Annotated in this window: 18 protein-coding genes and 2 pseudogenes; 18 read left to right on the top strand and 2 right to left on the bottom strand. The window is 31.5% G+C overall.

The features are described 5' to 3' along the window. Positions 1 to 27: 27 nt before the first annotated feature. The 6 genes from ACYFX0_RS21395 (at position 28) to ACYFX0_RS21370 (ending at position 6,567) form a co-directional block, all read left to right on the top strand. Positions 28 to 732 (top strand): 4'-phosphopantetheinyl transferase family protein, encoded by a 705-nt coding sequence (locus ACYFX0_RS21395; RefSeq protein ID WP_000701224.1) that lies wholly within the window; start codon positions 28 to 30, stop codon positions 730 to 732. After that, positions 719 to 1,441: a thioesterase II family protein gene (locus tag ACYFX0_RS21390; RefSeq protein WP_106082476.1), complete on the top strand. Its 723-nt coding sequence runs from the start codon at positions 719 to 721 to the stop codon at positions 1,439 to 1,441. The genes ACYFX0_RS21395 and ACYFX0_RS21390 overlap by 14 nt, the downstream gene beginning before the upstream one ends. 386 nt (positions 1,442 to 1,827) lie before the next feature. Then, on the top strand, positions 1,828 to 2,592 hold the full coding sequence (locus ACYFX0_RS21385) for an SDR family oxidoreductase (RefSeq protein ID WP_001037508.1): 765 nt from the start codon (positions 1,828 to 1,830) through the stop codon (positions 2,590 to 2,592). A gap of 259 nt (positions 2,593 to 2,851) precedes the next feature. Beyond that, positions 2,852 to 3,337: a DUF4879 domain-containing protein gene (locus ACYFX0_RS21380; protein WP_000272949.1), complete on the top strand. Its 486-nt coding sequence runs from the start codon at positions 2,852 to 2,854 to the stop codon at positions 3,335 to 3,337. A gap of 498 nt (positions 3,338 to 3,835) precedes the next feature. Beyond that, the gene (locus ACYFX0_RS21375) at positions 3,836 to 5,806 is read left to right on the top strand and encodes a DUF3472 domain-containing protein (RefSeq protein WP_460271946.1); all 1,971 of its coding nucleotides are present in this window, start codon (positions 3,836 to 3,838) and stop codon (positions 5,804 to 5,806) included. A 350-nt stretch (positions 5,807 to 6,156) separates the two neighbouring features. Beyond that, positions 6,157 to 6,567, top strand: a complete 411-nt coding sequence (locus ACYFX0_RS21370; RefSeq protein WP_000592185.1) for a hypothetical protein — start codon at positions 6,157 to 6,159, stop codon at positions 6,565 to 6,567. A 133-nt stretch (positions 6,568 to 6,700) separates the two neighbouring features. On the opposite strand, the pseudogene ACYFX0_RS21365 reads toward ACYFX0_RS21370, so the two are convergent. Continuing rightward, positions 6,701 to 6,856 (bottom strand): annotated as a pseudogene (locus tag ACYFX0_RS21365) (DUF2278 family protein); the annotation flags it as partial. A 1,180-nt stretch (positions 6,857 to 8,036) separates the two neighbouring features. Between ACYFX0_RS21365 and ACYFX0_RS21360 the strand changes: the two are divergent. From ACYFX0_RS21360 to ACYFX0_RS21350, 3 genes are all read left to right on the top strand, one after another. Next, entirely contained in the window at positions 8,037 to 8,366 is a 330-nt protein-coding gene (locus tag ACYFX0_RS21360; protein WP_000240601.1) for an HD domain-containing protein, read from the top strand. A gap of 21 nt (positions 8,367 to 8,387) precedes the next feature. Continuing rightward, complete coding sequence (locus tag ACYFX0_RS21355; protein WP_000627209.1) at positions 8,388 to 8,519, top strand: hypothetical protein; 132 nt, start codon at positions 8,388 to 8,390, stop codon at positions 8,517 to 8,519. Positions 8,520 to 8,608: 89 nt separating this feature from the next. Beyond that, on the top strand, positions 8,609 to 9,163 hold the full coding sequence (locus ACYFX0_RS21350; RefSeq protein WP_000348599.1) for an RNA ligase family protein: 555 nt from the start codon (positions 8,609 to 8,611) through the stop codon (positions 9,161 to 9,163). A gap of 117 nt (positions 9,164 to 9,280) precedes the next feature. Here the strand turns inward: ACYFX0_RS21350 and blaIII are convergent, their stop codons facing one another. Beyond that, entirely contained in the window at positions 9,281 to 10,225 is a 945-nt protein-coding gene (blaIII, locus tag ACYFX0_RS21345) for a class A beta-lactamase BlaIII (RefSeq protein ID WP_000289420.1), read from the bottom strand. Positions 10,226 to 11,084: 859 nt separating this feature from the next. Here blaIII and ACYFX0_RS21340 point away from each other — a divergent pair. From ACYFX0_RS21340 to ACYFX0_RS21300, 9 genes and pseudogenes are all read left to right on the top strand, one after another. Then, positions 11,085 to 11,189: pseudogene (locus tag ACYFX0_RS21340) on the top strand (YxeA family protein); the annotation flags it as partial. Between the two features lie 404 nt (positions 11,190 to 11,593). Beyond that, on the top strand, positions 11,594 to 12,241 hold the full coding sequence (locus tag ACYFX0_RS21335; protein WP_000655722.1) for a lysozyme family protein: 648 nt from the start codon (positions 11,594 to 11,596) through the stop codon (positions 12,239 to 12,241). Between the two features lie 309 nt (positions 12,242 to 12,550). Then, positions 12,551 to 13,057 carry a GNAT family N-acetyltransferase gene (locus tag ACYFX0_RS21330; protein ID WP_000470152.1) on the top strand — a complete coding sequence of 169 codons (507 nt, stop codon included), beginning with the start codon at positions 12,551 to 12,553 and terminating at the stop codon, positions 13,055 to 13,057. 852 nt (positions 13,058 to 13,909) lie between these two features. After that, entirely contained in the window at positions 13,910 to 14,803 is an 894-nt protein-coding gene (locus tag ACYFX0_RS21325) for a hypothetical protein (protein ID WP_223266678.1), read from the top strand. A 209-nt stretch (positions 14,804 to 15,012) separates the two neighbouring features. Then, positions 15,013 to 15,489 carry a GNAT family N-acetyltransferase gene (locus tag ACYFX0_RS21320; RefSeq protein WP_000422453.1) on the top strand — a complete coding sequence of 159 codons (477 nt, stop codon included), beginning with the start codon at positions 15,013 to 15,015 and terminating at the stop codon, positions 15,487 to 15,489. 711 nt (positions 15,490 to 16,200) lie between these two features. Further along, the gene (locus tag ACYFX0_RS21315; protein ID WP_000259078.1) at positions 16,201 to 17,529 is read left to right on the top strand and encodes a nucleotide sugar dehydrogenase; all 1,329 of its coding nucleotides are present in this window, start codon (positions 16,201 to 16,203) and stop codon (positions 17,527 to 17,529) included. An 8-nt stretch (positions 17,530 to 17,537) separates the two neighbouring features. Continuing rightward, the gene (locus tag ACYFX0_RS21310) at positions 17,538 to 18,695 is read left to right on the top strand and encodes a DegT/DnrJ/EryC1/StrS family aminotransferase (protein WP_000229112.1); all 1,158 of its coding nucleotides are present in this window, start codon (positions 17,538 to 17,540) and stop codon (positions 18,693 to 18,695) included. Between the two features lie 6 nt (positions 18,696 to 18,701). After that, complete coding sequence (locus ACYFX0_RS21305) at positions 18,702 to 19,625, top strand: NAD-dependent epimerase/dehydratase family protein (RefSeq protein ID WP_000690425.1); 924 nt, start codon at positions 18,702 to 18,704, stop codon at positions 19,623 to 19,625. After that, the gene (locus ACYFX0_RS21300) at positions 19,600 to 20,841 is read left to right on the top strand and encodes an aminotransferase class V-fold PLP-dependent enzyme (protein WP_000449978.1); all 1,242 of its coding nucleotides are present in this window, start codon (positions 19,600 to 19,602) and stop codon (positions 20,839 to 20,841) included. Before ACYFX0_RS21305 ends, ACYFX0_RS21300 begins: the two co-directional genes overlap by 26 nt. The last annotated feature ends 9 nt before the right edge of the window (positions 20,842 to 20,850 follow it).

Raw genomic sequence — 20,850 nt, 5'->3', positions numbered from 1 at the left:
AAGTGATTTATTATACAAATTCAAGCTGTGAAAATACCAAAGAATATTGAAAGTCATTTGCTTAAGCAACTTAGTAACTTAGTTTCAAATGAGAAGAAAGAACGAATGAAGCGTTTATTAAATTCATGCGACATTAATAGAACTCTAATAGGAGATTTACTAATCCGATCTCTAATCTGCCAAAAGTATAAAATTAATAATAAAGAAATTAGATTTATATATAATAAGTATGGAAAACCTTTTGTTGAAAAAATTTCTGACTTTCATTTTAATGTGTCTCATTCAGGAGAATGGGTGGTTTGTACTACTGCTAATTTTAACGTGGGTATTGATATAGAAAAAGTTTCAGAAATAGAGGCTTTTAAATTAGCAAAAGAATTTTTTTCAGCGGAAGAATTTTATGATATATCTAATATGAATTCTGATGAAAAAATTAATTATTTTTATGATTTATGGACATTAAAAGAAAGCTATATAAAAACGATTGGAAAAGGGCTTTATACCCCATTAAATTCATTCTCTATAAAAAAAGAATCACGAACTTCAATTTCATACAAGAATATACCTAAAAACTTTTACTTTAAACAATATAACATTGATCCAAATTATAAGTTATCTGCTTGTGCAACAAGAGATGAATTTCCGCAAGAGATAATAATTAAAGACATTTATACAATTTGCCAAACTATATACAAATTTGAAAGTAAGGAGAAAATCAATGCAGAAGACTAAACTTTTTTGCTTTCCACATGCTGGGGGATCTGCGTTTAACTACGCAAAATGGAAAAATTACTTTAATCCATATATTAAAGTAGTCCCGATAGAATTAGCTGGTAGAGGATATAGAATTGAAGAAAGCTTGTACCAAGGTATGGAAGAGGCCGTAAATGATGCCTACACTAGTATAGTTAAGCAAATAGACGCTTCACCGTACATTCTATTCGGGCATAGCATGGGGAGTTTGATTGCTTATGAAGTAGCTAGAAAAATACAGGGTTCTAATAACGAATTACCCGAATTTCTTGTTTTATCCGGTAGAAACCATCCAAATAGTAAAATAAAAAATATCCGATATAATCTTCCTAATGAACAATTTAAAAGAGAAGTTATTGCAATGGGAGGTACACCATCTGGGGTACTTCAATCAGAAGAATTAATGGAGATTTTTCTCCCTATTTTAAGAGCAGATTTTAAGATTGTCGAGACATATATTCATGAAAATAATATACAACCATGTGATATTGATTTTCTTATATTTAATGGGAAAAATGATGAATTTACTACATATGATCAAGTAATAAAATGGAAGCAATATACAAGTAAAACGTGTACTTTTCATTCTTTTGAAGGTAGTCATTTCTTTCTAAATGAAAATATTGAAGAAATAGCAAAGAGTATTATAGGAAAATTAAATTCTAAAAGATTATCAACTAGTTTTTAGGATTTTTCTAAGTATGCTCATGCCTAAGAAACAAAAATATGAAAGATGAAAAATACAGGCATTGCTGAAATATTGTTGAATATATGCATAGAAGCCTAAACGAACTGTTTAAAGGTAGAAACTCTAAGCAAAATGTACATGAATTAACTTTAGTTTAAGCTGGCTTTACCTATAATACCATCAAGATTCCTTATTATACTTAGTACAAAGTACACAACAGTTAGAGAGGCTGTATGTAAAGCAAATGAATATGTGAAGTGAAAAGGCCGACTCTTATAATTATGAGTGGGCCTTTTGGTTTTATGGATATCAAATTAGTGAGCAACATTTCAAAGGGTATCTTGTGATATAACTAAGTAGAATTTTTTAAACAAGGGGATGATGAGATGAATAAATTGAAGGGGAAAATTGCATTAGTAACAGGGGCTAGTAGAGGAATAGGCCGAAGTATTGCATTACATTTGGCACATGCTGGTGCGTTAGTCGTTGTTCACTATAGTAAAAGAAAAGAAGAAGCAGAAAGTGTAGTGGATAAAATTAAACAAGATGGCGGTTCCGCATTTGCGATTCGTGCAGACTTAAGTACTTTTAATGGCATTAATAACTTGTATTCAATGATGGATCAATCTCTTCAAAAATATATAGGTAATACTACATTTGATATCCTTGTAAACAACGCTGGAATTGGGCAGGTTTTAACATTAGAGGAATCTACAGAGGAGTCTTTTGATGAGGTTATGAATATTAATGTGAAAGCTCCATTTTTCATTATTCAGAAGGCTTTGCCACGTTTAAAAGATGGGGGAAGGATTATAAATATTTCGTCTTTTGTCACAAGGGTAGCCTCCCCAAGTGTTTTTGCCTACAGTATATCTAAGGGGGCAATAAATACACTCACTCATACTTTAGCTCAACAACTTGGTGTTCGTGGTATTACAGTAAATGCAATTCTCCCAGGCATAATTAACACAGAAATGAATGCTGAGACATTGGGCAACCAAGATGGACAAAAATATGCTGCAGGTTTATCGACCTTTAATAGGTGGGGGGAACCTAATGATATAGCTGATATTGTAGGTTTTCTTTCATCATCAGACAGTCGTTGGATAACTGGTGAGTTAATTGATGCAAGTGGTGGATCTTGCTTATAATATTAGAGGAAAAGCCAACTTAAATTAAGTTGACTTTGCAATTCTATTATTTGTTTGTTAAACCAGTGAACTATGTACCATTTTTTAGTTCTTAGAATAGTCACCTTGAGATGGGGCCAAATGTAGTAAGTCAATCAGGGGAGAGAACTAATTATGCTTTAGTATGATTTATGATAAGTATAAATGGTAAAAAGCAATGAATATGCACAATTTCATATGTAAATAGGTACTTTTTGTTAACTCTTTTAAAGGGAAGGAAATGTATGAAATTATTATGATAGAATCAATTTGTATTAAATCGAAAGGGGATGAGAGTATGCTAAAAAGAATGATTATAGGAGTTTCATCATTATTAGTGGGAGCAACAGTTGGCTTAGCGACTGATGTATCCGCAGCACCTGCACCACCATTAACATCATTAAATGTGGTAAAAGTTGAATCTCAATTAGGCGGGGTTGAATTTATTGGTCCTAATAATTTAAGTACAGCTAAAGATCACGGAGGGAGCTATTTATACATTTATACAAATGAAATGGGATATGGTAGAAATCCAATTGCTCAAATGAGTGGTCAAAAACTAAAAAAAGTAGATTCTAAGATGATTGATATAAATGGGGATAGAACAGTGGATGGATGGGAATATAAATGGGATGCTTCAGGACAGCAAAATGGGCAATTTAAATATCAAAATACATCTACAAATGCACCTTGGAATACATTATCTACGTCATTAAATATTAAATAAACTAACAGAAGAATTCGATGTTATTTTTTTATGTTTGTTATATATGTAACGTTTGGATACCTAAAGGAGTCTACGTTTTTAAGTAGGCTCTTTCTAACTAATGATAAGATATCAGCAAATAGATAAACTATTTTTTCTAATCGACAAATTAAAAGTTTACATAACATTTTTCTGGTAAACAATTCTAGGTTTAATAGTGTAATCAATAAAGTAAGGAAATCTTTCATAAAATCAATTAAGTTATTTAGTGGGTCTTTCATCATAAATATCTAAAACTACATATTTATGAAATTTTATAAAATTTTCACTTTATATTTAGTCCTAAATCATACGATTTTAATACAAAATACTATAATTTGATTAGTAATAGCAGTGAAAAAAACATTAAATATATCTAGATTTTAAAGCTAATGTTACTTTATTACGTAATTTGTTTAAAGGGATATATAGGGTTATTATTCAATGTAACTAAAATAATTTAAAAGGAGATAGGAAGTTATGTTTAAAGTAAAAACAAGGGGAAAAATAAAAGAAATTGTTATGGTTTCAACGGCTTGTACCATGTTGTCAATGTATGGAGCACCAATTTCTAGTACAGAGGCAGCAACCCGATCTCATGCCCCATCAGTTTATGTAACACCACAGAATACTGCTGCTTCAGATATTATTAGCATAGACTGGTCACCAGTCCAAACAGCACCTTATACATATTGGGCTGTGCATAACTGGAATCAGGGAGGAGAAGGTGGTGGTTATGCGGGCTTCCAACAACAAAGTGGTTTTGATCAATTCGGTAAACGTACCCTTCACTTTGCGCTTTGGGATCCAATAGCATCAAACCAAGCAATAAAAGCTGAATATTTATCGCCGACTTCAGAAGCCAGTAGATTTGGTGGAGAAGGAACAGGTCTAAAGGTACAAACAACTTATAATTGGAAAGATAGTGAATGGTATCGAATGACTCTACGTTCTTGGCAAGAAGATGGCCATACAAAGTTTGGCCAGTGGATAAAAGATAATAAATTAAATCAATGGAAGTTAGTTGCTATTATGGATCATCCAGTTGCAAATGTGGCATTTAACTATGGTTTATCGATGTTTCAAGAGGACTGGGCTGGTAATGGACAAGATGTAAGAGAAGCACGTCTTAAAAATGGATACAGCAGAAAAGTTTCAGATAAACAATGGAATTCTTGGAATAATCAGCGTATCTCTGGGCAACATGATACGTCCTATCAATACGATGGAGGAGCAACTTCAGAATATCTATGGGTTAGGGCAGGAGGAAATACTCAATCAACTATTGGTACTGGAAAAACCTTTAATATAAATCAGCCTAGTCAACCAGAAATGGGAAATTTAGATTTTGATATTCAAAATACTCGCTTTGAAGATGGAAAATTAAATGTTTCATGGAAATTGAAAGAACAAAGTACTCCACAGTTTAAAGGGAAAATTGAAATCTATGACAATGAAAAGTTAATGGGACAACCTTTGAAAGTAATCGATAATATTAAGTCTTACAAAACTGAGGTAAGTCAAACTATGCAATTGCCTCAAACGGCTTTTGCTAAAATTACATTAACAGACATATTTGATCGAACTGTAGAGAAAAAAGTAGAAATTACAAATGGAAATTCTGATATTTTAGTAGGGAACCAATTTGCATGGTCCCTAAAAGGATATAGTGATCGAGAAATTGCAAAAGTAGATTATAATAAAACAGCAGAAGAGCTGAAAATCAAATTAGAAGCTGGTGTGCCGCATTCTTATTTCAATAGCACATATGCAAGTATTAAAGTCCAGAACTCATCTGGTAGCGTTTTGTACAATAAGGAAATTATGGGAAATAGACAACAAAATGCTGAAACCCAAACAGTACCTGTAAAAGTAGGAGATTATTTAGAATTCACTCATATAGAAGGGGAAGCAGCAAAGGAAAAAACACGCGCAACATTAACGAATCTTGAAAATAATAAAAATGAGACTATTGGAAAGTCAGCAAGGTATGAGGTTACAAAAGAGGGATTAAAGAAAGTAGAAAAAATGCCAGAGACAACAATTCTAGATGGAAAACAATTTGCATGGTCCCTAAAAGGATATAGTGATCGAGAAATTGCAAAAGTAGATTATAATAAAACAGCAGAAGAGCTGAAAATCAAATTAGAAGCTGGTGTGCCGCATTCTTATTTCAATAGCACATATGCAAGTATTAAAGTCCAGAATTCATCTGGTAGCGTTTTGTACAATAAGGAAATTATAGGAAATAGACAACAAAATGCTGAAACCCAAACAGTACCTGTAAAAGAGGGAGATTATATAGAATTTACTCATATAGAAGGGGAAGTGGCGAAGGAAAAAACACGAGCGACTTTAACTAACCTTGAGAATGGAAAACAGGAATATATAGGAAAGAAAAGAATATATCGGGTTACATCTACAGGTTTAATCAGACAACAGACGTATTAAAAAGTTGGGGGAATCCTCAACTTTTTTTATCATTTTAGTCAAGAGGATTCCTTCTTCAAGGAATGCGAAGTGAGTAGGTGGAGATAAACTGGCTTCGAATAACGGATAGCAGGAAGCTTTATCAATAAGTATGCAAATATTTTAAAAACTAATTTTTATACAAAAAGTGTATACTTATGACAAAAAAGTTTCGTTAAACCAATAATTTTGTTTTGGGTAAATTTAAGGTGCGTAATTAATATGCATTTTTCGAGAAAAATGCATAATTATGTCAAATTTTCTTCATTTACATGACCATGAACGTGGTATAAAAATGAAGCATATCCAAAATTATTAAAGGAGCTGAAAAAATGATTAAAAAACTTATTATTGGTTCTATTTTTTTAGGAACAGCAATAGGAGTAAGTAAACCTACATTTGCTTCAACAAATGATTCTCCATCACAGTTTCAAGATAGGGGAAATGCCCAAGTTCAATCAATACCATCACCATGGCAGTATTTAGGGCAAACCTCTAGGGAACTTCAAATTAAAACTAAGGATCCAAAAGTGCTTGCTTTTGAATTAGCAAAAGAGGCTCCATTTTACGAAGATGAATTAGTGGATGTGTGTTCTGCAATCTTAAGAGAAAATGTAAATGTAGTATATTGGACAAGTAAGGAATGGGCTAGATTTGAAGTAGGAAATTACGAGTTTAAACATGAAATGAAAATTTATAGAGATAAAGAACGTCAGCAATTAATTACTTCACTAGAATCATAAAAAAAATAGAAGCTATCTTTAGTAAGATATGCATCCAATGTAGACAGGAAAAGAAAGCACATAAAACTGTTTCGATATTGGAAAGTAAACTAAAAAAACAAGTATAATTACTTGTTTTTTTTAGGTACAGTAATTATTTAGAAGGCTTAGCTTGTGCATGGTCACCTACATTAATTGGATAACCATAATCCGCTCTACAACATGATTGGGATACAAAAGCTAGAAAGATATCAATCCATTTATTTTTAAATTGAATTAATATTCCTCCGTCATGGTATGATTCGTTATATTTTGAAAAATCATTTCACAAGCAATATGTAATACTTTATGGGAACATTATTAAATTTGAACGATATTAACAGAACTTTGTTGATAATTAGCTAAAAAAGTATTGTACGATTAAATACATTGTGTTACATTTGTGTTACAAAACTATTACTCAATGTTATTATTGTTTCGTTAATGTTTCTTGTTGTTTCTGTAATGTTACGAAATTTATAGATGTTTTATGTGTATAGGAGTGTGTGTAGTAAAGAGTCTGAGTTGAAAATAAGTGCACACTTTAAATTTCCTTTCTGTCTGAATGAAGAAGACTACCAACTAATTAAGGGGTTTAAAGTAAAACTTTAAATAAAATGTGCTTCCTTTCCCACACACAATTTAGTACATATTTAAAGTACAGTCTAGTTGCTACACAGACTCTTGTACATATAAACATTAAGGTGAAATAGAGATAAGGATTTATTACATAAAAAGCATTACTTAGCTAAACGTAAAAATATTATCTGTGCATTTTGATAAAATGTTAAAATGCCTAGATGATATTTTTTAGAAGATTTCTTGGATATGTTTATGAATAACAATTTCTAATACTTAATGATTCTCTACTGCTGAAATATCCAATAATTTATGTAATTGGATTTATAAGGTGTATGTACATTCACTTATATAGGGAAAATGAGGTTTTTCATATGAAGTATAGTTATAAAGTTTTTATATTTATTTGGACAATTATTTTATTGTTTTTTCTACTTTATTATGGTTACAGTGAATTTTCCGACACCGAGCAGGTGCCAGTCATAACAATCAAAAAATAGAAGTGAAAAATATTGAGAAAACCAAATGAGATAAAAATAGATACAGTAGAAAGACTACTACAGGAAGTAATTAATCGTACGAAGTTAGATGAAATATTGGAAATAAAAAACTTTAATGGAAAATATGTTGATTGCTGCTTGGGGAGAAAATTGTAGATATCACAATTGGTATAAAGATATTCATGAGTTATTCAGAGGTTACGATTTACACTGCCTTAGGAAAAAAAGGATAGGTTTCCGAGACACCCTTTATATTTAAGTAACGATTCAAGCTAATAGATTACATAAAATCAGAGCGGATTGTGCATCGTCTTATTCGAACTACAAGAAACCATAAACGAACAAGTAAAGCGGGACTTAGAGTAAACTGTAATGGTGAAACAGGAGGAGACGCATGGGTGTGGTGTTCAATTTGTCATGAAGAACATCCCGTTCTTTTCTGATATGTTTCAATATAATCAAGGAAACCCCTATCATTCCTTACCATTATGTCAGCACACATATATGGTATACGCTCATTTAACAGAGAATTATGTAGGGGAAGATTTATTTCTTCTGCAAAGTGCTGCAGCATTCCATGATACAGGTAAACCGTTTTGCCGTGTATTTAAAAAGCTCAAAGGGTACCATTCGTATTATGGTCACGAATATGTCAGTACTCACATCGCTTGCCACTTTTTAATGGAACTTGGTTTCGAATAGGAGTTTATTGAGAAAGTATTAATGATTACAGAGTTTCATATGAAGATGTTACATGGCGGGGAAGAGGCAGCACGTGAAATCTATCATTACTGCGGTGATGAGATGCTTACGAAATTATATTTTTTCCGAGATGCAGATGCATTTGCGAAGTAGAGAAGGGAAAAAATGCTTGTAAATATCCACGAACATTGCACGTTCCTTGGTCGATAGGGGTAACAAGTGATGACCGTGTTCTACAAAATATGGACGGATTTGAAACTCAAGAAGTAATCGTACTAGAAAAGTTAGATGGTGAAAATACATCCCTTTATAAAGATGCTATTCATGCAAGGTCGTTATCAAGTGGTCATCACCCATCGAGAACATGGGTAAAAACGTTACAAGGAAGTATGGGGTATAGAATTCCAGAAGGATGGCGTATATGTGGTGAAAATGTATATGCTTGTCATAGCATTCACTACACAGCACTGACTTCCTATTTTTATGTCTTTTCAATATGGAATGAGAAAAATGAATGTTTATCGTGGGATGCAACAGTTGCATGGTGTAAAAAGTTAGGCCTTGCACACGTTCCAGTGTTATATCGTGGCCCCTATAATGAAAAGGTAATTCGTTCGTGCTACAACGGTACTTCACTCTTTGGAGGGATTCAGGAAGGGTATGTACTTAGATTAACGGATGCGTTTCACTATAATGATTTTTCAAAATCCGTAGGGAAATTTGTTCGAAAAGACCATGTGCAATCCAATCAGCACTGGATGACACATGCGGTTATCCCCAATAAATTAGCAAAATAAAAACACGCAATTCCAAATGGAACTGCGTGTTTTTTCGTTTTCTAACATCATTTGACGTTCATGTATGGTTACTCTTATCAGAGAATATACTCCCTAACACGGAAAACTATTAATTTATTAGTTTTTATTCGTAACTTTTAAAGTATCTAATACGACTTTAGTCGCGTCAGCAATAAGCTTATCATTATATTCTGCATCTTCTTTATCATGATTAGAAAGGATGGCAAGAACAATTGGCTTTTTGTTTGGTGGCCAAATAATCGCAATATCATTCCTTGTTCCATAAGATCCTGCGCCTGTTTTATCAGCTACTTCCCATCCTTTTGGTACGCCCGCACGAATCAACTTATCACCAGTCGTATTTCTCTTCATCCAATCTACTAATAATTCACGTTTCTCTGTTGGAAGTGCAGATCCTAATGTAAATGATTGAAGTGTCTTAGCGATCGCTTCTGGTGTACTGGTATCGCGCGTTTCTCCAGGATGTACTTCATTTAATTCAGGTTCAAATCGTTCAGATTTAGTAACCGTATCTCCCGTTTCTCTCAAGATTTTTTCAAATGCGGATGGACCACCTAATTTTTTAAGAATTAAATTATGTGCCGTACTGTCACTATATCGAACAGAAGCATCTGCAAGTTCTTTTAACGTCATTCCTGTATCCACATGCTTTTCTGTAATTGGATTATAATTAGAAAGGTCTTCACGCGTATACGTAATCCTTTCATCAAGAGCTTCTATTGAGTTCTGACGTAAAAGAGCTCCCGCTGCTAATGATTTAGATGTAGAGGCAAATGCAAAACGATCATTTGGATGATAAGCAACAGTTTGATTTGTACCTGTATCCAGAGCATAAATACCAAGCTTAGCATTATATTCTTTTTCAAGCTTAGCAAAAGAATCATGACCTGTATTTTCTTGTTTAATTTGCTTTATTTGTTTTGTTTGCTTAGGTGGTTCAGATGGAGTATTACTATTAGAACACCCTATTAGTGTTACACATGAAAGTAATACGACAGGTACAATCTTTTTGTAGGTAAAGAACTTGTTTAAAACGTACATGAATTTTCAACCTCTTTCAACAATATAGGGATTTTGTTTTGGTATTTTAAATACCGATGTTAATTAAAGTGGGTGTTGGATACCAATACTTCTGAAGTTGAATTTTAACAGGATAAGCAGAACCAAAGCGTTTATATGAATGAACGGTTACTGTTTAGGGTGTTTCTTTTTTGCTTACACTTGTAATAGTTTACCTGTGAAAGTATTAAACTCGTAACATTTAAATGAAGTATTTCAATACACACTTTTTTTACATCACTTTACTTTTGGGAATAATAAGTCCTTTCATATTTTTAGGAATACACATAATAGACACTCTAAGTAATAAATTTGTTCCATTTTAACTTGGTGAACGGTAAAGAAAATACAATGAATTGTAAATGAAACCTGTACGGGAGTATAGTACAGTGCATATGAAAAACCCCTCAATGCTATCTCTGAAAAAATCATAATTCTCGGCTTTATAAACTGTATTTTCAAAAACATTGCGAGCTTGTAAGAAAAATGAAAGGTAATTCAATATGAGATAAACAACCTTACTACTACAATGAAAAACAGAATTATTCTTAAAAATCATGAGATACGATATCAAGTTATTTGCGTGTTTAATATATTTGACCAAATATTCCAGTTTCAATAGGAAAAGTCGAATCAGACCATTAACGAATGGTATATTATTCGTATTTTGGAAAAGTCAAAATGTAGACAAGCATCTTCTATCAAATCTCATTCTTAGTGTGTACATTTGGAGGGGATTTCTCATATGAAATTAGTAAAAGTAACAGATGTTAGTTAGGAGAAAGATGATAATGTTAACAAATTCTATGGGAAGGTGAAGAAAGAAGGTAGCGTAGGTCTATTCCTACGTGTATATCATTTAGATAAAAAAGGTGTAACAGCTTGGGAGGAAGTGCAGGAAGACGAGCTTCCTAAGAAAGTAAAAGAAAAACTAGGTGTGAAATAATCATTTATTTGTGATGGTGGATTCTCCTACGTCGAGGGTTTGCCTTTTTTTATTATATGTTATGTTGTAATTTTTTATATGAAGTATATTGAAAAGATAGGGTAGATCTTCTGGAATGATATTTCCATAATTAATAATTTGTACGTTAACCTTTCCATTATTACTAATTCCTTTTGTATCAACAAATTTCCCCACATATCCCTTTGTACCAATATCTTTTAAAGTACGTATAAAAAATGCCCTTTATCTTATCTTTACCTTATCTTTAAATTTTTATATTAAACTTGAAACCTTAAAGTATTGATGTTTGAGTCTAAAAAGGGCGGGAGATAGATGTTCATTACATAGTTTGTAAATAACCAATTACCTTTGAAAAATTGAATTTTTTATACGAGGAGGAATATATGAAGGATACAAGTAAAAAACAAATTATAAAAGTGTTCCTTATTAGTATTTTAGGCTTAGGAATAATACTTGGAATGCTTTATTTTAATCATAAAACCAATATTCAACAAAATAAAGCACTAGCCACCGAAAAACGTGTATTGCAATATGAGTCTACCTTAAAAAAAGAATTAGAAAAATATAATTTAGGAGAGAAAACTGCAGTTTTATTAGGAATTATGTACCAAGAGAGTAGAGGTGAGGGAAACGACCCTATGCAGTCATCCGAATCACTTGGATTAAAACCAAATGAAATTCAAGAGACAAGCTTGAGCATTAAACAAGGGGTAAAACACTTTGCTAAAATGTACAAATATGGAACGGACAAGGATGTTAGCATGGATACAATTATTCAAAGCTATAATATGGGGCCAGGGTATATTGATTTTATTGCTAGTCAAGAAGTTAAACAACACTCGGAGGATTCAGCCAAAACGTTTTCTAAGATGAAGGTTGATCAAAATCCAGCGATGTATACTTGTGGTGGAAATAAAAATAATTTTAGGTATCCATATTGTTATGGTGATTTCACATATGCCACAAAGGTAAATGAAAAAACAAAACTTATTGAAGAACTTCTTCGAAATGTACATATCTCTTCTAAATAAGTTGCAGAATGAAATATAATGATACCATCAGTTATTAACAATAATATCTAAGAAAAAAACTACTTTCTTTCTTAATTCACACAATTTTCAAAAATAAATTCCGTGGATGTCAATATTTGTTATATAGTATATTTGTCAAAGCATTACCCCTAAAGTTTCTAAAGTCAAGCTGTAAGATAGTTTGTTTGTTTGGCCCGTATTTTCACCTTAAAATAAAAAAACTTGTAGAGATTCCTGCAAGTTCTTTTTGTTTTAAGGGTTAAAAGTGGATTTTAAATATAGTTGCAATTTTTTGAGGGGGAAAAGTAAATGTTTATAAAAACAGAAAGATTATTAATACGAAAATTTGAGTTCAAAGATTGGCAAGCTGTTCATGAGTATACATCAGATATCAATGTTATGAAATACATACCTGAAGGGGTTTTTACTGAAGAAAATACAAGGAACTTTGTGAATGAAAACATTGGTGAAAACGCTAAGAACTTTCCTGTAGTATTAATTAATAAAGATATTCTGATTGGTCATATAGTTTTTCATAAATATTTTGGTGAGCATACATATGAGATTGGTTGGGTGTTCAATCCAAAATACTTCAATAAAGGATATGCTTCTGAAGCAGCACAAGCTACATTGAAATATGGCTTTAAGGAAATGAAATTACATAGGATTATAGCTACATGTCAGCCACAAAATATTCCATCATATCGAGTGATGGAGAAGATTGGAATGAGAAGAGAAGGCTATTTTAGGAAGTGTATACCACATGGGAATGAATGGTGGGATGAATATTATTACGCTATTTTAGAAGAAGAGTAGTTTTTTAGAACGCACTATTTAAAACGGCAGATTAAAAACAAGTAGGTTATATTTCTTCTGCATATGTTATGAAAATAGTATAATTTAAGAACCCACAATGAAGATAATTACTGATAAAGATATGGTAGTGATGAGATCAGTTGTAGGTTTTGGTGCAAAAAAGTTATCAAACTTGGACATACTAATACTATTCCTCTACAAAGGCTTATAAACGGTATGAAAACAAAACAGTTGTTCAAGTGTAAGAATTTTGAGCCTAACTTTATTTTGTAAATAGTGAGATGATACATGCGGTACAACTTGAATCTTCGTAAAGAAGTATTTCTACATGTATATTACACTGAAAAAAAGTGCAATAGCTTGGGAAGATGTGAAGATAGACGAGTTTCCAACAAAAGTAAATGAAAAAATAAATATGAAATGATTAGTTACTTGTGATGGCGGATTCTCTTACATGGAGGATTCGCCGTTTTTTATTTACAATGAGAAACCCATGCTAGGATGAATATTGGGATTAATTAGAATGTTTGACTGGTCGATACTGCTAATGTATTAATGATCGATATGTATAAGTACCTATACATATCAGATCAACGAAATTTTGTTCATTTGTTTTCACTAGAGGTTGTATCTCGGGTGAGAAGAAGAAATTGTGCAAAAGAAGTGTGAGAAAGCCGTAGCGTGACTGACAGAATTAAACTCGTAAGATATCTCGTAATAGACAGCATAGTAAAGAATTAATCCCATTGTACATTTTAATATATTGTTATAATATTACGAAGGTGCCTAGGTAATATAAGGTAAATACGCTATTGTATTTTTATAAATATGGAGTGAACAGGGGGAATGGACATGAAAAAGTATCTAGTAGCAGGATTATTGTTACCAAGTTTATTAGTGGGATGTGGTCAGGAGAACGTCTCTACCAAGAAAGAAACATCTAAGAATGAACAGATAGTGAAGAAGGATGAGAAAGCCGATAAGAAGGTAGATGATACAAAGCGTGATGAATTAAAGGACAAGGAAAAGTTGGATGACAATGTGCTAAAGGATAACGAAAACAAAGAGGTTAAAACGGAAAAGAATGAGGAAGAAGTTGATATTGTAAAGTATCAGTTTCCATCAGAAGATAGTAGTTCTACAATGCCTGTCGATTATTTTGAAGCACTTGAACATGGTATGCCATATGAAGAAGTAGCTAAGGCATTACACCGTAATGCGACAAGTGCATTTAAAACGAAGAAGTATGATATAGAATTAATTGAATATAATTACGAGGCGCCACAAGCGGTAATACAAGTTCAGTTTAAGGATGGTAAGTTACTTGGTGCGGATTATGTTGGTCAAGATAACAAAATGTATTCAGTTATTCCTGTTGGATGGGGTGAAAAAAATAATCTTTGGGCTGAAGAGAAAAACGTAGGCGTGCAATCTAATGAGAATAATCCAAATAATTACAAGCCTCAAATAAACGAAGGCAAGAATATTGAAACGAATGATAAGCCCGCATCTAGTACAGCAGGTATAAAGGCAGATAATAAGCCCGAAGAAGCTACTACCAATTGTAAACCTAATAATAAAGAAGTTGAACAATATCATAATAAGGAACAGCAACATAAGGAAGTAGAAGGATTTAAGCCGAGCGATGCAGACATGGAGCGTATTAAACGACAAGAAGACCGGTGGAATACACCATCAGGTGGTGTTGGTGCTACATGGCAAGAAGAAATGAAAAAACAGAAATAAAATAACATACCTATTATACGGATTAAGTGAATTTAAAGTGGAAAATTTATAGTCTTTATTATATTTCATTATATTCATTCTATAAAATTCAAAAAGATTTTCCAGCACCCTGTCTATTAAAAAACATTAATATTGTTTTTGATATTGTCTTATAAGAAGGAATTCATTTAAGATATTAATTGAAAATATTGATTGGGAGGATGTTAGAAATGGAATTAAATAATGTGGATGGAATTAGTATAGAAAAAAGTACAAGTATTAACATGGAAGAAATGGAGTTATTGTTACTAGCTGATCCCTCAACAGAAGTAGTTAATGGATACCTTAAAAAGGGAGATTGTTTTGTTTTAAAAAAAGGTGCTGTTACTGTAGGTATTATGATTTTAATTCCTACCCGAACAGAAACGATTGAGATTATAAATATAGCAGTTTCCGAAAAAGAGCAAGGAAAAGGATATGGGAAATATTTACTTGGGTTTGCTATAGACTATGCTAAAAAAGAAGAATATAAAACTATAGAAATAGGCACAGGAAATTCTAGTTTAATGCAACTAGGCCTTTATCAAAAATGTGGTTTTAGAATAACCAGTGTGGATAAGGACTTTTTCTTACGAAATTATAATGAAGAAATATATGAAAATGGTATTCAATGTATGGATATGATTAGGTTAACGCAAAATTTATAAAAATTATTTGTACATAAAAATCGCAACCCCCATTAAATGTAGAGGGTTGCAATTTTTTTGATGTAAAGCGTCATTATGATTTTTGGGTAGCATTAAGGAGTTTATGTATTTGAGAATTATTACAAAATCAACAAGTGTTAATAAATTCATCTGTTATGTCAACAATTTGAATATATTTCAAATTGTTTTTTATAATTCAGATAGATTTTTTTCCATTAATTTTAATGAAAAGTAAAAAATATGAAACTCATCCATTTTAGTTATGGTTAAATGTTCATTTAAATCACTAAAAAATGGGATTTATTGGATAATTATAAGCATAATTTTTTCTTTATTCAAGGATGAAAATCGTACTAAATGTAGATATAACAACTATTATATTGTTTTAATGATATAAAAATATTTGGTTTTTTAAAAAAGAATTTTCTGAATTGTAAATATTATTATATATTGAGAAAGTAAAAAAATAGAAAAATATCAATTGAATCCCAAAAAATAACGTGTGAATATTATAGATATAAATTACATCTTGATATTTCGCATGAATTTCTACAAATTTAGATGTTTATTAAATTAGGAGGATTGATAGTGCCAAAAATGTAGTTTGTTGCTAATTCAGTATTTTATATGCATCCATGGGATTTTAGAACGCACAGTTATTATTTGCTAGTAAGCATTTTAATATCAAATCTTTTGGGGAAGTGATAAGTAATGGTCACAGTATTAAATAATGAAACTAAAAGTTTATTAGTTGAAAAAATTGCAAATAAAAATGCGTGTATTGGATATGTAGGCCTAGGTTATGTTGGACTACCATCGGCTCTTAAATGTTTAGAAGTAGGTTATGCGGTAAGAGGTTTTGATAAAAACTCAGTAAAAATAAGAAAACTAGAACGTGGAATAAGCTATATCAGTGATATTCAAGATACTGAAATCCAAGATGCTTTACATACAAATAGATTTTTTGTTAGTACAGAAATGGATTATATAAACGAATGTGATGTTGTAGTTATATGTGTTCCTACACCATTAGAAAGAACTAGTAAACAACCAGATTTAACATATATTCATTCAGCAGTTGATGAAATAGTTAAATATATTAAAAAAGGTACATTAATTATCTTAGAAAGTACTACTTATCCAGGTACTACAAGAGAAGAAGTTTTATACAAATTAGAACAGAAAACTAATTTTAAAATTGGTGTAGATATATTTGTAGCATACTCTCCAGAGCGAATCGATCCTGCAAATCAATCGTTTTCAATTCAAGATATTATAAAAATCGTAGGTGGAGTTACATCTAATTGTACCGATTGTGCAGCAGCTTTCTATAGTAACTTAATTAAGGATATTCATAAGGTAAGCAGTCCAGAAGTAGCAGAGACAGCTAAGTTATTAGAAAATACGTATCGTTTTATAAATATCGCTTTTATTAATGAAATGACACAAATTTGTAATGAGTTAAACATAAATATTTGGGAAGTAATTGATGCCTCAGGAACTAAGCCATTTGGATTTCAAAAATTCTATCCTGGCCCTGGCGTAGGAGGACACTGTATTCCGATTGATCCTATTTATTTTAAGTGGATTGCAAATAATAAGGATTTAGCAACAAAAATGATTGATGTGGCAAGAGAAATTAATGAAAACATGCCTAAGTACGTTCTTAATAGAGCACTACAGTTACTAGATGATAAAGATGGTAAGGATATTCTTATGGTTGGTGTTGCATATAAAAAGAATGTTAATGATGCTAGGGAATCGCCAGCTTTGGATATTATGAATGATTTAATGATAGAAGACTATAACGTGGATTATTACGATCCGTTTATAGAGGAACTCATTGTGGGCGATAACACATTGAAAAAATCTATAGATTTAAACCTAAGTCAATTAGACAAATACACTTTAATTATTGTTCATACGGATCATGATTGCATTAATTTTAAATTGCTTAACGAGGTAAATTGTTTAATTTTAGACACAAGAAACATATTTAAAGATGAATCAGTATATAAAAAAAATATTATAAGTTTGTAGGTGATTACATGGTAGAGTTTATTCCTTTTTATCGACCGGAAATCAATGATGAAGATATAGATAGGGTAGTTTCTGCCCTTAAATCTGGATGGCTTTCAAAGGGGCCAAAAGTGATAGAGTTTGAAGAGAATTTAAAAGAATATCTGAATACTGAACATGTAGTAAGTTGTAATTCAGGGACTGCCGCATTACATTTAGCATTACTGTCTCTGGGAGTTGGATTAGAAGACGAAGTAATAGTTCCAAGTTTTACTTTTTGTTCAAGTGTAAACGTTATTATGCATGTAGGTGCAAAACCTGTATTTGTAGATATAGATGAAGAGAATTTATGTCTTGATCTTCAAGATGTTAAAAGAAAAATCACTAAAAAAACGAAAGCAATTATTGCAGTTCACTTTGCTGGATATCCGGCTAAATTAAAAGAACTTCAAAAATTATGTAAAGAATACGGACTGTTTTTGATAGAGGATGCAGCGCATGCATTAGGAACAAAATATGATAATACTTTAATTGGTACACATGGAGATGTTATTTGTTTCAGTTTTTATGCCACAAAAAATATAACAACAGGTGAAGGTGGAGCGTTAGTCACTAAAAATGAATCGATTGCTGAAAAAGCTAGATTATATGGTTGGCATGGTATCACCAAAAATGCATGGAATCGTTATGGTGAAGAAGGAAGCTGGCGTTATGATGTTCTATTACCTGGGTTTAAATATAACATGATGGATCTACAAGCTAGTTTGGGTATTAGTCAGTTAAAAAGAGCTGATGAAATGATTGAAAAACGCAAGAGAATAGCTGAAAGGTACCAAGAGGAATTAAAAGAGGTTCAAGAGTATATAACGTTACCTAATTATACTAACAATCCAAGTGTAAAACACGCATGGCATTTATTTGTTATAAAAATTAATTCTAATTCTCCTGTTAGTAGAGATCAGGTAATTCAAGAAATGAAAAAGAGAAACATTGGGCTAAGTGTTCACTTTATTCCTGTTCACATGCATCCGTATTATGAAGAGAGATTTAACGTATATTTACCTAAAACGGAAGAGATATTTAATCAAATTATTTCATTACCACTGTATAGTGCTCTTACAGACAATGAGGTTGAACATATTATAACGTCTTTAAAAAGTCTATATCAATTAAAAATAGGGAGGTAAATATTTATGAAAATTGGGGTTATTGGTGGCAGCGGATTTATTGGTAAGCATGTTACAAAGGAGTTACTAGCAAGGGGGTATGAAGTAGTTATATTTGATAAATTTAAACCAAGTATTGATGTTCCTTTTAAAGAAATTGATATTTTAGATATTGCAACATTAAGAGAAAATCTTATTGATGTCGATGGGGTAATCCATTTAGCTGCATTAGTGGGTGTTGATAATTGCCGTTTAAATGAAGAAGATGTAGTGAGGGTGAACTTTGAAGGCACGAAAAATATTGTACAGGTTTGTAACGAAAATGGCATAGAAAAATTATTGTTTTCTTCCAGTTCGGAGGTATATGGGGATGGAGTGAGTGTTCCGTTTAAAGAAAATGATATTAAAATTCCAAAATCAGCTTATGGAAAAGCTAAATTAATGTCCGAAGATTATTTGAAAGAATACGCTAGTAATAGTTTGAAAATTAGAGTGGTTCGTTATTTTAATGTATACGGTTCACAACAAAATGATAACTTTGTAATTTCTAAGTTTTTAAAACAAGCTCATAGTGGTGAAGATATTACTATTTATGGAGATGGACAGCAAATTAGATGTTTTAGTTATATAAGTGATATTGTTAACGGAACTATACTAGCCTTTGAATATGAAGGAGAAAACTTTGCAGATTTTAATATTGGCAATAACAAACCTATATCTATGGAAGAACTAGCAATAAAAATTAATGAATTAATGGGCAATAAAAGTAAAATTAAATTTCTTGATTTAGGTGAAGAGGGAGTCCGAAATTCTAGCATTGAAATCTTTAGAAGAATCCCTTCAATAGAGAAAGCTAAATTATTTTTAAACTATCAACCAATTATTTCATTAGATAAAGGACTAGAGATAATAATAGGGGAGAAGTATGGAAACACAGTATCTATATCCTAAGAATCCAAAGAAAATTAAGTATCCCATATATTCTTCTCCTTGGAGTATATCTGATCATGTATTTTTTTTGAAAAGTGTATATAGACCTAATGATTCTAAACTTAAAAAAAGTCTTCAAGCTCTTTATCCGGATGCAGAAATTGTATTAACTAATAGCGGTACATCTGCATTAGTAGTTGGTTTAAAGTACTTAAAAGTGGCAAAGGGAGATGAAGTAATTCTATCAAACTTTAATTGTCCTAATGTAATAGAAGCAATATTAACGGTGGGAGCAAAACCTGTATTAATTGATTTAAACACTAATCATTCAATTTCTCTTAATAAAATAAAAAAACATTGGAATGCTAATACAAAGGCAATTATTCTTACGCACTTGTATGGATGTCATGACGATTTAGAAATTATTGACTGGGCTAGAGAAAATAATATTTATATCATCGATGATGCTGCACAAGCAATGTTTTCTTATCAAAATGGAAAGCCAGTTGGTAGTTTAGGCGACATTGGTATTTTAAGTTTTGGGGGAACTAAACCGATCCCAAGTATTGGGGGAGGAGCGTTACTTCTTAATCGTACAATAAGTGAATTATGTGACATGGGTGAAGAAAAGAAGGAAGAAGTAATTTTAGATTATAAGAATCATTTAAAAACACAATTAGCTATAAAAATAAAAAAGAGTAGAGTACTGAGTTTATTTACTAATTATTGGAGGAAATTAGAGATTCTGCCCTCCTATAATAATAGTAAATTAGATTCTTTACCGGAGAAAACGGAAGTTATAAATCCAAAAAGAATGTCTATAGTACGTTCATTGTTAATTGATAAACACCTACAGAAAACAAAGAAGATTTTAGAAATAAATATATGCAACGCTAGTCTGTGTTATACAATGCTGCAGGAAATTGAAGAAAAGTATGGCGTTAAGATTATATTTTCAGCTCAGAATGTTTATTTAAACTATTTTACCATTATATTCAAAGAATCATCTGATAGATATGAGTGTTCTGTACATTTAGCGGAAAAAGGTATACAAACTTGTTGGAATTACTTACCCCTGAGTGAGATCCCTATTTTTTCGAAGTACGCAACTGAGTCAGAAAATATAGATTATTTATGGCCAAGGGTATTATCAATACCTTTTAAATATCCTTTAGTGAATAAGGACCTTAAGTATATATGTAGTCAAATTCTGAAATATTTAGAGAATAAGAATTAAAAGGTGATT

The sequence above is a fragment of the Bacillus sp. NEAU-Y102 genome, assembly GCF_054788175.1.
This window is presented reverse-complemented; position numbering and strand designations above follow the sequence as displayed.

What these genes read in the sequence shown, in the direction of transcription:
- ACYFX0_RS21305 (WP_000690425.1), top strand. Translation starts at nt 18,702, where the DNA reads ATGAAAATTGGGGTTATTGGTGGCAGCGGATTTATTGGTAAGCATGTT.
- ACYFX0_RS21390 (WP_106082476.1), top strand. Translation starts at nt 719, where the DNA reads ATGCAGAAGACTAAACTTTTTTGCTTTCCACATGCTGGGGGATCTGCG.
- ACYFX0_RS21355 (WP_000627209.1), top strand. Translation starts at nt 8,388, where the DNA reads ATGATTACAGAGTTTCATATGAAGATGTTACATGGCGGGGAAGAGGCA.
- ACYFX0_RS21360 (WP_000240601.1), top strand. Translation starts at nt 8,037, where the DNA reads ATGGTGAAACAGGAGGAGACGCATGGGTGTGGTGTTCAATTTGTCATG.
- ACYFX0_RS21310 (WP_000229112.1), top strand. Translation starts at nt 17,538, where the DNA reads ATGGTAGAGTTTATTCCTTTTTATCGACCGGAAATCAATGATGAAGAT.
- ACYFX0_RS21335 (WP_000655722.1), top strand. Translation starts at nt 11,594, where the DNA reads ATGAAGGATACAAGTAAAAAACAAATTATAAAAGTGTTCCTTATTAGT.
- ACYFX0_RS21385 (WP_001037508.1), top strand. Translation starts at nt 1,828, where the DNA reads ATGAATAAATTGAAGGGGAAAATTGCATTAGTAACAGGGGCTAGTAGA.
- ACYFX0_RS21380 (WP_000272949.1), top strand. Translation starts at nt 2,852, where the DNA reads ATGTATGAAATTATTATGATAGAATCAATTTGTATTAAATCGAAAGGG.
- ACYFX0_RS21300 (WP_000449978.1), top strand. Translation starts at nt 19,600, where the DNA reads ATGGAAACACAGTATCTATATCCTAAGAATCCAAAGAAAATTAAGTAT.
- ACYFX0_RS21320 (WP_000422453.1), top strand. Translation starts at nt 15,013, where the DNA reads ATGGAATTAAATAATGTGGATGGAATTAGTATAGAAAAAAGTACAAGT.
- ACYFX0_RS21325 (WP_223266678.1), top strand. Translation starts at nt 13,910, where the DNA reads ATGAAAAAGTATCTAGTAGCAGGATTATTGTTACCAAGTTTATTAGTG.
- ACYFX0_RS21350 (WP_000348599.1), top strand. Translation starts at nt 8,609, where the DNA reads ATGGACGGATTTGAAACTCAAGAAGTAATCGTACTAGAAAAGTTAGAT.
- blaIII (WP_000289420.1), bottom strand. Translation starts at nt 10,225, where the DNA reads ATGTACGTTTTAAACAAGTTCTTTACCTACAAAAAGATTGTACCTGTC.
- ACYFX0_RS21370 (WP_000592185.1), top strand. Translation starts at nt 6,157, where the DNA reads ATGATTAAAAAACTTATTATTGGTTCTATTTTTTTAGGAACAGCAATA.
- ACYFX0_RS21315 (WP_000259078.1), top strand. Translation starts at nt 16,201, where the DNA reads ATGGTCACAGTATTAAATAATGAAACTAAAAGTTTATTAGTTGAAAAA.
- ACYFX0_RS21330 (WP_000470152.1), top strand. Translation starts at nt 12,551, where the DNA reads ATGTTTATAAAAACAGAAAGATTATTAATACGAAAATTTGAGTTCAAA.
- ACYFX0_RS21375 (WP_460271946.1), top strand. Translation starts at nt 3,836, where the DNA reads ATGTTTAAAGTAAAAACAAGGGGAAAAATAAAAGAAATTGTTATGGTT.